9 protein-coding genes, 1 tRNA gene and 1 pseudogene are annotated in these 13,135 nt (G+C 41.0%); 3 read left to right on the forward strand and 8 right to left on the reverse strand.

Going from position 1 to position 13,135, the window contains the following annotated elements; genetic code table 11:
* Nucleotides 1–13: 13 nt before the first annotated feature.
* The 4 genes and pseudogenes from ACQY1X_RS18770 to ACQY1X_RS18785 form a co-directional block, all read right to left on the reverse strand.
* On the reverse strand, nt 14–2,446 hold the full coding sequence (locus ACQY1X_RS18770; RefSeq protein ID WP_430015002.1) for an AAA domain-containing protein: 2,433 nt from the start codon (nt 2,444–2,446) through the stop codon (nt 14–16).
* Nucleotides 2,447–2,472: 26 nt separating this feature from the next.
* Nucleotides 2,473–2,802, reverse strand: coding sequence for a HigA family addiction module antitoxin (locus ACQY1X_RS18775; protein ID WP_193958981.1), 330 nt, complete (start codon nt 2,800–2,802; stop codon nt 2,473–2,475).
* A gap of 8 nt (nt 2,803–2,810) precedes the next feature.
* A pseudogene (locus ACQY1X_RS18780) lies at nt 2,811–2,957 on the reverse strand (type II toxin-antitoxin system RelE/ParE family toxin); the annotation flags it as partial.
* Between the two features lie 73 nt (nt 2,958–3,030).
* On the reverse strand, nt 3,031–3,972 hold the full coding sequence (locus ACQY1X_RS18785) for a homogentisate phytyltransferase (RefSeq protein WP_069474128.1): 942 nt from the start codon (nt 3,970–3,972) through the stop codon (nt 3,031–3,033).
* 62 nt (nt 3,973–4,034) lie between these two features.
* Here ACQY1X_RS18785 and ACQY1X_RS18790 point away from each other — a divergent pair.
* Nucleotides 4,035–4,121, forward strand: a tRNA-Ser gene (locus ACQY1X_RS18790).
* 111 nt (nt 4,122–4,232) lie between these two features.
* Here the strand turns inward: ACQY1X_RS18790 and ACQY1X_RS18795 are convergent.
* The gene (locus ACQY1X_RS18795; RefSeq protein ID WP_002735180.1) at nt 4,233–4,895 is read right to left on the reverse strand and encodes a class I SAM-dependent methyltransferase; all 663 of its coding nucleotides are present in this window, start codon (nt 4,893–4,895) and stop codon (nt 4,233–4,235) included.
* A 106-nt stretch (nt 4,896–5,001) separates the two neighbouring features.
* Here ACQY1X_RS18795 and ACQY1X_RS18800 point away from each other — a divergent pair, with 106 nt between their 5' ends.
* Both ACQY1X_RS18800 and miaA read left to right on the forward strand, forming a co-directional pair.
* Entirely contained in the window at nt 5,002–8,079 is a 3,078-nt protein-coding gene (locus ACQY1X_RS18800) for a hybrid sensor histidine kinase/response regulator (RefSeq protein WP_430013334.1), read from the forward strand.
* 673 nt (nt 8,080–8,752) lie between these two features.
* On the forward strand, nt 8,753–9,688 hold the full coding sequence (gene miaA, locus ACQY1X_RS18805; protein WP_036396432.1) for a tRNA (adenosine(37)-N6)-dimethylallyltransferase MiaA: 936 nt from the start codon (nt 8,753–8,755) through the stop codon (nt 9,686–9,688).
* Here the strand turns inward: miaA and ACQY1X_RS18810 are convergent.
* From ACQY1X_RS18810 to ACQY1X_RS18820, 3 genes are read right to left on the reverse strand one after another with little or no spacing between them, the layout of a single operon-like run.
* Nucleotides 9,630–11,036 carry a DUF2079 domain-containing protein gene (locus ACQY1X_RS18810; protein WP_430015003.1) on the reverse strand — a complete coding sequence of 469 codons (1,407 nt, stop codon included), beginning with the start codon at nt 11,034–11,036 and terminating at the stop codon, nt 9,630–9,632. The genes miaA and ACQY1X_RS18810 overlap by 59 nt on opposite strands.
* 12 nt (nt 11,037–11,048) lie before the next feature.
* Nucleotides 11,049–11,906 carry an amino acid ABC transporter substrate-binding protein gene (locus ACQY1X_RS18815; RefSeq protein ID WP_430013336.1) on the reverse strand — a complete coding sequence of 286 codons (858 nt, stop codon included), beginning with the start codon at nt 11,904–11,906 and terminating at the stop codon, nt 11,049–11,051.
* A gap of 18 nt (nt 11,907–11,924) precedes the next feature.
* The gene (locus tag ACQY1X_RS18820) at nt 11,925–12,962 is read right to left on the reverse strand and encodes an AI-2E family transporter (RefSeq protein ID WP_430013337.1); all 1,038 of its coding nucleotides are present in this window, start codon (nt 12,960–12,962) and stop codon (nt 11,925–11,927) included.
* Nucleotides 12,963–13,135: the final 173 nt, after the last annotated feature.

The raw sequence follows: 13,135 nt of genomic DNA on the forward strand, positions 1-13,135 counted from the left end.
AGCAAAGTTATCCTTAATCGCCTTCCTTAGTTCGGCTTTTTAGTGATCTTGTCAAAACCTGTACTTGATGCTTATCAATATTGTCATTAAACAGAGTATCGGTACATTCAGAACGTAAAGCTTTCCATAATGTTGCTTCTTCATAGTGTTCAATCTCTTTTGGAATATAGTCTAGGAGAGTTTTAGAGCAAACTACTATTAAACGCTTTTTAACTCTTGAAAATGCAACGTTTGAGCGATTTAAACTAAGAATGAACTCCACAGTCTTGCCAATTGCTGATGGATTACTTGCTGTTGCAGAAACGATCACATTGTCACGCTCACCACCCTGCACTTTCTCGACTGTATCAATTACATCTACAGCGTTTTCATAATAATTTGCTAATTTGGTTTTTAGTAGCGATCTTTGAGCGCGATGGGGTGTAAGAATTGCAGTAGAACCATTAGGAATATCTCCTCCCGCATCAAGAATTTTTTTGATTATTTTCACTTCAATTTGATTGCTACGTTTTGATTCACGTTCATCATGAACAACAAGATAAAGACCTCCATTTCCCTGTAAAAGTTTTTCCCAAGTTCCCGTAATTTCATCTTGTTTTATACGGGTATTTTGAGAATTTGATACTGCCCATTGATTATTTTCATCGATTTCTAAGTTTGTCTTAAAATCAAAAACATCTTGAAAAAAAACTTGATCTAAACTAACAACTTTACCACTAATTTTTCGTTGCCAATGATAACGCCTTCCAAACCACTTAAGAGAAGTGACAACCGCTAAATCTCTACCTGTCCATCCTAAAGCATAACGGCGATCTACTTCATCGGAAAGACAAGAGTAAATAAGTTGTTCTAAACTTTCTCGACATCCTAGTAACTCTCGTAAATGACTCAATAGTGCTGAATTAACGCGAGAACATCCCTCAACTAATTGAGTCATTTCTTGACGTGACCAAACATAAAAATGAATGGGGGCTTGTTCTGTTTCCGCAACCGAGTCGATTGCATCCACTAATTCTAATAAAAATCGTTGAATTAGCTGTTTTTCAGCACCATTATCTTCTTTGTAATCTCCTGTCCATCCTGATCTTTGAAAATCAATTACATCTTTTCCCTCAAGTTCTTTTTCTTTAAAAATAGGTTTATTATTTTCATCAATTCCTTCTTCTAAATATTCTTTAATATTGGGAACTGGTTGCCATTTACCATCTGCATTTTGCTCAAATTTTGGGTCTAATTTTCCCTCACTTTTAGTAACATGAGCAGCCAGCGCACCTATTCTATTTTCTACATAATCATACTCAACAGAAAGATAGACACGAATGAGTCTTTCTCCATTAATTTTATGTTCAGGAAGTTGACTGTTACCTGAATATTTTGGCAGTTGTTGCACTTCATAGGTTCCTGGATCTAAGTCTCCACCAGGAAGAGTCCGCCGACGAGTGTTTGCCTTTAATTTAAGCAGTTCTAGATTCTCTGTAAAACTTATATCTTTTTGAAGTTGAATAGCTTGATTTCCTGCTAAGTCAATCTCGGCTAAATCATCAAGATTTTGAATACCTACTTTATTCAATGATTTAACAACTGATGAATCTATTCCCAATAATTCTAAACGGCGTTCTCTTGCACTTTCAGCTAAACAATGAACACTCAATGTGCAGTCACTACATTTTTGGTCTAATTGATAATCTAAATCAGTTAAATCAGTTTCAATAATACGTTTTAGCACACCATCAGAAGCTACTAAACGATTAATATCAGCTTCTATTGTATCTAGGTTTAAAGCTTCAGATTTAATAATATCTTGACTTTTATTAGTATTTTCATCAATGCGAACTACAACACATTCAATATTTTTAGGCTTTAAATTTATTCCATTGATAGTGATTGGATTATCGTTTATCAGTTGACGTAAAAGCATTCTATATAAAGCAACTTGTACTCGATGATAAGTTCTATCTTTTCGAGACGCTTTACACTCAACTAATCGCAGTTTAGGTTGTTCATTTTCCCAAAAAACAATTACAAAATCAATTTGCCCACTAATCTCAAATTCTCCCAGTTTTCCATTGATACCAATTTCCCGTCCATAAGCTTTTTGTCCGACTGACAAATTTGTTAACTTTTCAACAAAGTCATTCCAATTAGTTGATTTGTCTTCCTTAGAATTCTGCTCTATTTGGGTTAAATCTACTAATCCTTCTTTCTGAAGTGATTTCTCCCATTCATCCTCTCTTTTTCGACCTTCTGCTTCTAAAACCGGGTCTAAAGAGGTTGAAAAAATCAACTCATAAAAAGGAATATCTTTTTTGGCAAGTTCATAATCTTTGTACTTTAACTTAAAACGGCGATCGCATGATTGATAACGAATATATTCAGCAATGTCAGTAGCTCTAACCAATGGCATTGTCATTTGAGCTTCTTGGTTCTCCGTATTTTCGTCGGGCATATTCGTAGATTTCTCGAATGTTTGTATTATAATTCACTAAAATTTGTCATTTTACAACACTTTAGAGGAGATATTTTCTCTATTTCCCCGTCCTCCTTCTTTTTTACCTGATAAATATCCCACCGCAATTGCAGATTCAGCCAGAAATCGGGTGAGTTGCCGAAGAACTTTGCCAGACGGAGTGCCGTGCTGGGGGTAATGCCTCGTCGGGCATTGACTAGCTCGTTGACTCGCTGGTAAGGAACGTGAAGTCTTAAAGCCAGCTCTCGCTGTGTCAGGTTCATCGGTTCCAGAAAATCATCAAGGAGAACTTCTCCTGGATGGCTGGGGGCGCGATGGGTTGGTACTCGGATCATCTTTCACCTCAATGGTAGTCCACTATCTCTACTTGAGAAGGTCCGCTTTCTGTCCAAACGAAACAGATGCGGTACGGGTCGTTGATTCGGATGCTGTACTGCTCCTTCCTATCTCCTCGGAGTGCCTCCAACTTATTCCCTGGTGGAATTCGGAGATGGTTTCTTGACTAGGTGCGCTTGTGCCACCTAGCAAAAGTGAGGGAATGGCCGCTAAAAAAGGAGATATTTTCATATTAAACAAGCAAGGGGAAATATCAGGTATTCCAGGAAGAATAATTTCCAAATAAATTGGTAAAATCGGCTGATTTCGCTTTTATCTTCTAAATTTACTCCGCGACTACGCCACCAAAGAAGAACAAGTAGGAGCAGATGGGCGACAATGGCCAGAGGAGAATTAATTCCCGTTATTCCCAAGAGACCGACGACAATCATACCTGCATAACACAGAGAAATTGTCAAGAGGGAAATTGTTAAGATTTTTTCTGGGCCGAGCAGCAGGGTAAAAGTAGTAATTTGGTAAATGCGATCGCCTTCTAGGTCAGGAACATCCTTGAAAATAGCGATCGCAACGGTGAAAACGAGAACAAAAGCGGTTAAAACCCAGACTGAGGGATAGATAGACTGATTTTGATTAATAACTGTGTTGTAGTGGCGAAAAAGACCTAAATTAACGATGACACCCCGGACGGTAAAAATACAGAAGGCTGCCCAGAGGGGAAAGCGTTTTAACCGCACTGGTGGCAAGGAATAGGCAGTGCCGATGAGTAAACTAATCCCCACGGTGATTGACAGCCAAAAACCACCGATAAAAGCCAGTATGATTGCTAAAATACCGCTAAAACCCACGATCAACCCGCCTGTTAACCGAGAAAATTCGCCCTTGGCTAGGGGAAGATGGGGTTTATTGATTTTATCGATGTCGATGTCTTCCAACTGATTTAAACCGACGATATAGACATTACCCGCAAGACAAGCAGTCCAAGTGAGCAATAAAACCGACCAATGGCTAAAAAAATCGCTAATATTGCCTAAAGCAATCAAATACAGACTTAAAACACTTAAAGAAGTGCCGATAATCGTATGGGGACGGGAAAATTTCCAGAGACTCCCTAACCGGTCGAGAAAGTTAGGCCGGGGATGGTTAACTGGAAGAAAAGGAGCTTGATTCATAAAAAAAAATCAATCCTAGGACAAGTAATCTGTTAAAATAATAATCCAGACTCAAACCCTGTGGAGAGGTGGCAGAGTGGTTGAATGCGGCAGACTCGAAATCTGCTTTAGGGTCACACCTAACGTGGGTTCAAATCCCACCCTCTCCGTTGAACTGATAACTTATAACTTAGTGCTGTCGTTAAGGAGCTTAAGGGATGTAGCGTTGTCCTGGGTGGTTTCCGCAAGAGCAAAAGCTTTTCTAATACCTCTTAACTTCTTCACTTTTTCATGGCCAGGGTCAAACCATCACCAATAGGAATAATACTGATATTGACCCGTTCATCCTGCTGAATTTTGGCATTAAGGGAACGGATAATTTTGGTGCGATTATCATTGCTATCGGCCGTCGCTACCCGTCCTGACCAAAAAACATTATCAATAGCGATAATTCCGCCGCTTCTGACCAATTGTAACGCCTGTTCGTAGTAGCAATCATAATTACTTTTATCGGCATCGATAAAGACAAAATCAAAACTATTACTTTCTCCCCCGGCGATTAATTGATCTAAAGTCTCCAGGGCCGGGGCAATTCTTAAATCGATTTTATCGGCGACACCGGCCTGCTGCCAATAACGGCGGGCTATACTGGTATATTCTTCCCTCAGATCACAGGCGATGAGCTTGCCTTGCGGGGGTAAAGCTAAGGCTACCACTAGCGCACTATAACCGGTAAAAACCCCTATTTCTAGGGCTTTTTTCGCCCCGATCGCCTGTACCAAAAAAGCCATAAACTGACCTTGTTCGGGGGCAATCTGCATGACTGCCAGGGGTTGAGAGGCAGTTTCTTGACGTAATTGAGCTAAAATCGGAGATTCTCGCAGACAGATAGATTGATAATAGGAATAAAATTGTCGATCGAGTCCAAGAGTTTGATTAGCCATAAAAAAATTCCTAGTGGATGGATTTATCGGGTAAAATTCTGGGTAATCTGAAGCTAGAGAGAGCGCATTGGTTGACCAAAAAGGAAGACTTGGCAGGAAGCAAATCATGATGAAACCCGACTGGGATCATTTCTTTAACGAAGATCTCGAACAGTTGTTAGAGAGTTTGGAAGACAAAGACACCGACGGTGACGAGACCCTAGACGAACTTAGCTTTTTATTTGAGCAGACTTCCCCGCCAGCGGCGAGGTATGGGGCTTCTCTTGACCAAACCCTGTCTTTCTTGCCCTTAGAACCGGAATTAGCAGAACTTTTTAGCGATAGCATCAATTGGGAAGAAACCGCCACTAATGATCTTCATTCTACCCGTGGGACTGCTGCCAAGTCAGAAGCCGAAGATTGGGATGATCTGGAATCGCTGCTGCTAGAAAATGCAACAGTCCAGGACTCAGAAGCAATTATAACCATCAGCAACCCGAATTTTTACGACAGCCTCGAAGACTTAGAAGCTTTTCTGGAAAAACCCACTCCACCAGCGCAATCGCCACTGCCGGACATCTTTGAATCCCTAGAGGTCCTCCTCTCGGAATCCACAGCAGGGGAGCCGCTGGCCGCGACAGAACCTCTCCAACGGTTAGAATCACTGGAAATTGCCACGGAAAGCTCCCCAGAGCCTGAATTCAAGGATTTAGAAAAACTCCTCGAAGAAACCAATCCACCGGTCGGGTTAAATAACCTGCGTCCCCTTGTTGGTAAAGCTTTTGAACAGACGATGCGGGTGCCGATCAAACAATTGGACAACCTCAGCAATCTGATCGGGGAACTGGTGGTTAAACGCAATCACCTTGAACAGGAACAGGATCGCCTGCGTCTCTTTTTAGATAATTTGCTAACCTGCGTCCAAAATCTCAGCGATGTGGGCGTTCGGATGCAGGATCTCTATGAAAGAAGCCTCCTAGAAGGGGCTTTACTGGCTAGTCGCAATGCTGGCGGTGCCATCGGTTATGGTGGAGTTCAGGGAAAAAATCAGGGCAATTCGACTATGACTGGGGAACTAGATGCCCTAGAGATCGACCGTTTTACCGATTTCCACTTATTATCCCAAGAGATGATCGAATTGATCGTGCGCGTGCGAGAATCGGCCTCTGATCTTCAATTTGTCGTCGATGAAACCGATCAGGTGACGCGCAGTCTGCGACAGGCTACCACCCAACTACAGGAAGGGATGACCAAATCGCGCATGGTTCCCTTTAGTCAAACTGCCGATCATCTACCCCGGGCAATTCACGATATTTCCCTGAAACTGCACAAACAAGCCAAATTAAAAGTGGAAGGAGGGGGTGTTCTCATCGATCAGATGATCCTCGAAAATCTCAATAGTCCCATGATCCATCTGGTCAACAATGCGATCACCCACGGCATTGAATCACCCGAAGAACGCCTGGCCAAAGGCAAACCTGTCCACGGTACGATCTCGGTCCGGGCATTCCTACAGGGCAATCAAACCGTGATCACCGTTAGTGATGATGGGGCCGGTATTGATGTTAATCTGGTTAAACTTAAGGCGATCGAAAAAGGCCTGATCAGCGATCGGGAAGCTCAAAACCTCAGTACCCAAGAAGTCTATGAAATTCTTTTTCATCCCGGTTTTAGTACCAAAGATCAGGCCGATGATTTTGCCGGTCGTGGGGTGGGTTTAGATGTGGTGCGTACCAGTTTAATCGATGTGCGCGGGACGATTACTATTGACTCGGTACTGGGCCAAGGAACCACTTTTACCCTCCGTTTACCCCTAACCCTGAGTATCTGTAAGGCCCTCTGTTGTGTTAGTAATCATGCTCGCATCGGTTTCTCCATGGACGGAGTGGAAGATGTGAGGGATTTCCGGGCCAGGGATATCCAAATGGATCGGGAGGGACGGCGCTGCGTTTTCTGGCAAAACACTTTACTACCTTTCCAACCCTTGAGCGATTTGCTTTCCTACAATCGACAACTTAGTCGCGGTAGTTTTTACACCGGCAAACAGGGGGAAGACTCTTTTGTGATCGTGATCCTGCGCGGTGGTAATAATCTCCTCGCGGTACAGGTGGATCAAGTGATCGGGGAACAGGAGATCGTGATCAAACAGATCGAAGGACCGATTCCGAAAACGGCTGGGATTGCTGGGGCGACGGTTTTAGGCGATGGTACGGTGATGCCCGTCGGCGATGTGTTAGAGTTGATCGACATCGCCAGCGGTCGTCTGCGTATCGATAACGGTGGTCTTTGGCACCAATCTGTACCGCCTGTAGATGTGGAAATTAGCCAAAAATCCGAGGCTATGGTTCTGATTGTCGATGATTCGATTACTGTTCGGGAATTGCTCTCTTTAAGCTTTAGTAAAACTGGTTATCGTGTGGAACAAGCTCGGGATGGTCAAGAAGCTTGGGAAAAATTACGCGGTGGTTTGCCCTGTGATATCGTTTTTTGTGATATCGAGATGCCCCGCATGAATGGCCTGGAATTACTGTCTAATTTGCAAAAATACCCCCGATTAGCGACGATTCCCGTGGCTTTGTTGACTTCCCGAGGCTCGGAACGTCATCGTCAGGTGGCGGCGAAATTAGGGGCCAGTGGTTATTTTACCAAGCCCTACACGGAAATAGATTTACTGTCGGCAGCTGAAAGAATGATTGCGGGGGAAGTATTACTAGCTAATAGTATTAAAGCGACCTCTAATCAGCTTTCATCCTCCGATACAACGATTATTGATAGTGATTCCGCTAATTTGTTAGCACAATCGAGTCCTCTCGTCTTGATTGTCGATGATTCGTTAATAGTGCGGGAAATGTTAGCGATTTCTTTGGTTAAAGCTGGTTATCGCATTGAACAGGCCCAGGACGGTTTAGAAGCATGGGAAAAATTACAGGCCGGATTAGCTTGTGATCTGATTCTCTGCGATATCGAAATGCCTCGCCTGAATGGGTTAGAATTACTCTCTCGTCTGCAAGAGGATGAACAACTTCAGGGGATACCAGTGGCGATAATTGCCTACCAAGGGACGCAAAAAATGCAGCATCTTGCCGCCGCTAAAGGGGCAAAAGGTTATTTTGTCAAGCCCTATATTGAGGATGTTTTACTTTCAGCAGCCCAACGTTTAATCGCTGGTGAGGTATTAATCCAGAAAGAAAGTTCCGTGGATTAGCTGAGGTTAAGTAGCTGGTTATAATCAAATTTAAAATGGATTTTAGGTTCGATCCCCCCTGCTCCCTAGGGTTGATTCATTTAAATTAAGTACAACTGATGCTAAATTCAGTTATTAAAAACTGATTATTTATTCTCCGTTTTGCCTGAGTGCCTCTCTTGATATGTAGTCCATACTCAACGGATTTAGTATGATAAGCATTTCAGGGCTCAGGAAGAAAGTATGGGGAAAATAGGCCAGCAATTCTAAATTTGCCCTGTAATAAGGCTTTTGGGAGTTAGTTCGCATAATACGGGGTAAAATTCAATGGGATGGCGAATTTCATTTCACGAGTCTTCGGGCTTTTGACGTGATAGTACACCCAAAGTTGCGCCAAAAATCCCCCTTTAAAATGTTCTTTAAATCCCTAAAAGGCTTGCTGTGTCTAAAACTGAGAATTGCTGAGGATTTTGCCGATAGCTTGCAGATGTTCTTGTAATTGCAGTTCTTCTTGAGCATTCATGATGCCTACATCTGGTATGGTTAGTTTAGGACTAATTATCCTCTATCTCCCTCTTCCTAGCCATCAGTATTTATACTCATTACATATCTGGGATGCTCCCCGTTGAACAAGCAATTTCCGATAGTGATAGGTCAAGAATCCCCCGTCACAGCGCAGCTTGACGGTGGGAGTATGTCAACTATTCTGATTGTTATTTGTGGGGCAACTGCCACAGGAAAATCCAGTTTAGCCCTACAATTGGCCGAAAAGTTTAATTCAGTAATTCTCAGTGCCGATTCCCGACAAATCTATCGAGAATTTAATATTGGTACTGCTAAACCTAGCTTAGAAGAATGTCAGCGGATTCCCCATTATCTAATTGATATTTGTGATCCTCAAGATAATTTTACCCTAGCACAGTACCAAGAACAGGCTGAGAATTTAATCAGCAATCTCCAATATTCTCCTCTGTTTTTGGTCGGTGGTACGGGACTTTATATCAAGTCCATTGTCAAAGGTTTAAAAATACCGAGGGTTTCTCCTCAAGCGGATTTGAGACGGCAATTACAAGCTTTAGGACAATCCTATCTTTATCAAATTCTAATGCAGGTAGATGAAGAGGCCGCTAAAAAAATTCATCCCCATGATCAGGTCAGGACTTTACGCGCTTTAGAGGTTTTTTATGTGACAGGAAAACCTATCTCTAGTCAGCAGGGAGAAAATCCCCCCACTTATCCAATTTTACAAATTGGTTTAGACTGTTCCCCAGAAAGTTTAGACAAGCGGATCACTGTTCGTACTCATCAAATGATCACAAGGGGATTAGTAGCAGAGGTGCAGAATTTGGGGGATAAATACGGTTGGGATTTGCCACTTTTGCAGACTTTGGGTTATGCAGAGATTAAGCAATATCTCCTCGGAGAAGTTTCTTTAGAACAGGCGATCGATCTAATTATCCTCCACACCCGTCAATTTGCCAAACGTCAGCGCACTTGGTTTCGTGCCGATGCTAATATTGTCTGGTTTCCCGTCGATAAAGAAAATTTATTGGAATTGGTGGAACGAAAAATTATTTTGTTTCTTGAGGGGTTGTCAAGGCCCGATATAAAAACACATCATCCTGATTAACGATTAACTGAAAGTTCTCATTTTGATTCAGTTTATTTAAGTGATCATCAATTAGTTCTGGTGAACTAGACCAACCGGGATGACGGCGATCAAGTAGAATATAATTAAATTGATTTAAATCTAGGGATTGGGAACCTTCGATCGCTAATTTGATCATTTTCCGATGGGTAAGATGGGGGGCAATTCTAGAAGTAGTCAAGACACTGTCACTGGTGGTAATTTGAGTGAGAGCTTTTTGGGTGGCGGACCAAGTATCGAGGGAATTTAAATACAGTGACCAAAAATAGCCGTATTTAGCTAGGGCAAGAAAGGCAATAGTTGCCCAAGTAATTATCCATTTAGGTTTTTTTAACCAGTTACCATTATGGGCTAAAGTGGCGATAACCGCTAGAAATAAAAAGGGCAAAATTGGCAGGGAATATTGAGTGGTTAAGTTTTTTTGTGGGGCATTATCTGCTAATAAATTTAAAGCGATTGCGGGAATAGCGGCAATTATTGCGGTAGAATAGCGCCAAGATAAACCCCAAACTAAGGGAATAATTAATAGGATGAGGTATTCTAGATTATTGCCAGTAAAGATTTTTCCTAAGACAAGATCGGGTTTGAGGAAAAGATTAAAGATAATTGCTGGCAAACTATCTCCTAGATAACTATATCGAGAATCAGCCATTTCAATAACTGCCGATTTTCCTGTCAGGAGAGGGATTAATAATTTCGTGGTGATAATAAACCAAAGAATGCCGCTAATCATAGCAATTATTCCTGGGATTTTTTTCTTTTCCCAGAGAAGTAACCAGATACCCATTCCCAACAATGTTAAAGAGAGAATTGCTTTACAACCGAGAATAATAATAATTCCTAGACAAAATCCCCAGAGATTATTTAATCTTGCCGCTAAAACCGTCCAAAAAATGGCTGGCACTGCGATAACTTCTGGATGAAAATCAAAGAGATTAACGTTAAAAATCAGGGGATAGAGCAGATAAACTAAGGCTAATGTATAAGCTTGTTTTTCTTTTAATCCCCCTTGTATTGCCAATTGCCAGAGGGGAAAAACGGCAAGGGAAAGGGAAAAAGCTTGCAAGAAAAGCAGCCAATAAACGCTAGGATAAATTTTATAAAGTAAGGCTATAGGATAGAGAATAAAAGCGATATGATCGCCTAAGATATGGTAGCCAACAAAAGATATAATCGGTGGTTTAGCTTGAGAAATTAAGTAAACTCCCTGATCGAACCAACCAAGATCAAGAGCATTAGATTGAAATAAAATATGTCTGATAGCACTGCAAATAAACAGGATTATTGTAGCGCAACCAATTAACCAAAATAAATCATTCTTTTTGTGCATAATCGTTAAATTTTACTGGGATCTTTCGGGATTATTACGACAATACTGCCAAGTATCTCTAAAATAAGAAGCAACTTCAGTAAACCATTTTTTAAAAATATTTCTGTTCTCACTGGTGACGATAACCCCATTAATAAACTCTTGCCATTGGGGATCATTAGCGGGAAGAATAAAACCATAATAATCACAATTTAAAGGATTGGGGGGTATAAGTTGATAATCTTTTCCTAGGGATAAACCGAGAATGACAGCTTCTCCAATTAGCAGAATCCCATCACTAGCAAAAGCATCTATTCTATTCCTTCTTAAACTTTGAATACCTCGCAGTCTTCCCGTCACTCCTTGAAATTCTTGATAGGTAGCAAGAGGATATTTTTGTCTTAATAATTCTTGAGTGGTGGTATCTCGCAAAACTCCAATACTTATACCTTCTAAGGACGAAGAAAAGTTAAAATTATTCTGATTATCACTCCGAACTAAAAACTGAGTTCCCGTCACAAAAAAAGGACGAGAAAAACTGACACCATTAGGTATAGTTTTTCTGATACTATTAGGACCACACTCGAAATCAACGGTTTTATTTTCCAATAACTGGAAGCGATTAAATAAAGTCGATTTATAAATTTTGACACTGATGATTTGGAGGTTTAATTTGTGCTTGAGTTCTTCTCTAAGCAATTGGATAAAATCTAAGCACAATCCCTGTAAATTATTATTACTATCTCGATAGCCAAACGGAATGGCATCTTCTCTCATCGCTACTTCTAATAATCCCGTGCGTTTAATTTTTTCTAGCACTGTTTCAGATTTAGCTGGGAGAGTAGCAAAAACATTAGATAAAATAACGAGAGTAAGAATGATTAATTTCATGGTTTTTGCCGAGATTATTTAAGATTTGTTATGGACTTGATCCCACTGATCTAAAATGTCTTTGAATAATAATTCATCTAACCATGTTTTTACTACCACTGTCAAAGGTAAAGCCAATAATAAACCTAAGATGCCAAACATTTGAGCGAAGAAAATTTGAGCGATTAGGGTAATTGCCGGTAGTAAAGATACCTGTTTAGCCATGACAGTGGGTGTCAGCCAATAACTTTCGACATTTTGGATAATAAAATAGAGAATCAGAATAGCGACAATTTTCCAAGGTGCATCGATAACAGCAATGAGGATCGGAAAAATCACACTAGCAGTCGGTCCGATATTAGGGATAAAATTGAGCAATCCTGCTAGGATAGCATGAACGAGAACTAGATTAATTTGTAGAACCAAAAGACCGAACCCACTTAATAATCCTACCATAGTTGAACTAATGGCAATTCCCAACAACCAATTACCTAAACCCGCTTCCGATAGGGTAAGAATTTCCTCAGCACGACGACGATAGAAGTTAGGAAATAATTTTAAGAAAGCTTGTCGATAGGGTTGGGGGTTGGCTAACATCATCATTGCTAACACCAGCACGAATAATAATTGCAAAATTGCCGCAACCGAGTTAGAAAAGAAAGTAAAAAAGTTACTAAAAACAAAAGTTCCTAAAGGTTGTAACTGCTGGACTAAATCAGTTAAATTAGGCAGGGATGGCAACCAATCAAATTGAAATTGTTGTCGCCATTGAATCGAGTTATTGCGGACTAAATTCCAAGCTTGCGGTAAAAGTTCAATTAATTTTTGAAACTGTTCGATAAAGGGGGGAACAATAATTATAAAAAATAAAATTGCAATTCCCAGACTCGTCAGCAGGGTAATTAAAATAGCCAAACCCCTTTTAATACCTAATCTCTGCAATCCTTTCACACATCTATTTAAGGCTACGGTAAACACGATCGCCATAAAAATCAATAATAACAGCTGTCGAATCTGCCACAATACATAAAGAGCCATTATTAAACAGATAAACCCCAACCACTGACCAAATTTCACGACCTTAATTTATCCTATCGGGACAAATTTTATCATACAGCAGTCCGCCGTCAGTGGTCAGGATTCAGGATTCAGTCTTCGGGAGATTATTTTTATTTATTCTCTCCATCTCCCCATTCCCCCATTCCCCCACTCCCCCACTTCCCACTTCCCCACCTCCCACTTCCCACTTC

Origin of the sequence: Microcystis protocystis FBCC-A270 (assembly GCF_050500235.1) — a bacterium.
GTDB lineage: Bacteria > Cyanobacteriota > Cyanobacteriia > Cyanobacteriales > Microcystaceae > Microcystis > Microcystis ichthyoblabe_A.

Excerpts from the sequence above, each read along its gene's own strand:
- ACQY1X_RS18785 (WP_069474128.1), bottom strand. The coding sequence starts at position 3,972 with ATGAATCAAGCTCCTTTTCTTCCAGTTAACCATCCCCGGCCTAACTTT.
- ACQY1X_RS18810 (WP_430015003.1), bottom strand. The coding sequence starts at position 11,036 with ATGCACAAAAAGAATGATTTATTTTGGTTAATTGGTTGCGCTACAATA.
- ACQY1X_RS18795 (WP_002735180.1), bottom strand. The coding sequence starts at position 4,895 with ATGGCTAATCAAACTCTTGGACTCGATCGACAATTTTATTCCTATTAT.
- ACQY1X_RS18800 (WP_430013334.1), top strand. The coding sequence starts at position 5,002 with ATGATGAAACCCGACTGGGATCATTTCTTTAACGAAGATCTCGAACAG.
- ACQY1X_RS18775 (WP_193958981.1), bottom strand. The coding sequence starts at position 2,802 with ATGATCCGAGTACCAACCCATCGCGCCCCCAGCCATCCAGGAGAAGTT.
- ACQY1X_RS18770 (WP_430015002.1), bottom strand. The coding sequence starts at position 2,446 with ATGCCCGACGAAAATACGGAGAACCAAGAAGCTCAAATGACAATGCCA.
- miaA (WP_036396432.1), top strand. The coding sequence starts at position 8,753 with ATGTCAACTATTCTGATTGTTATTTGTGGGGCAACTGCCACAGGAAAA.
- ACQY1X_RS18815 (WP_430013336.1), bottom strand. The coding sequence starts at position 11,906 with ATGAAATTAATCATTCTTACTCTCGTTATTTTATCTAATGTTTTTGCT.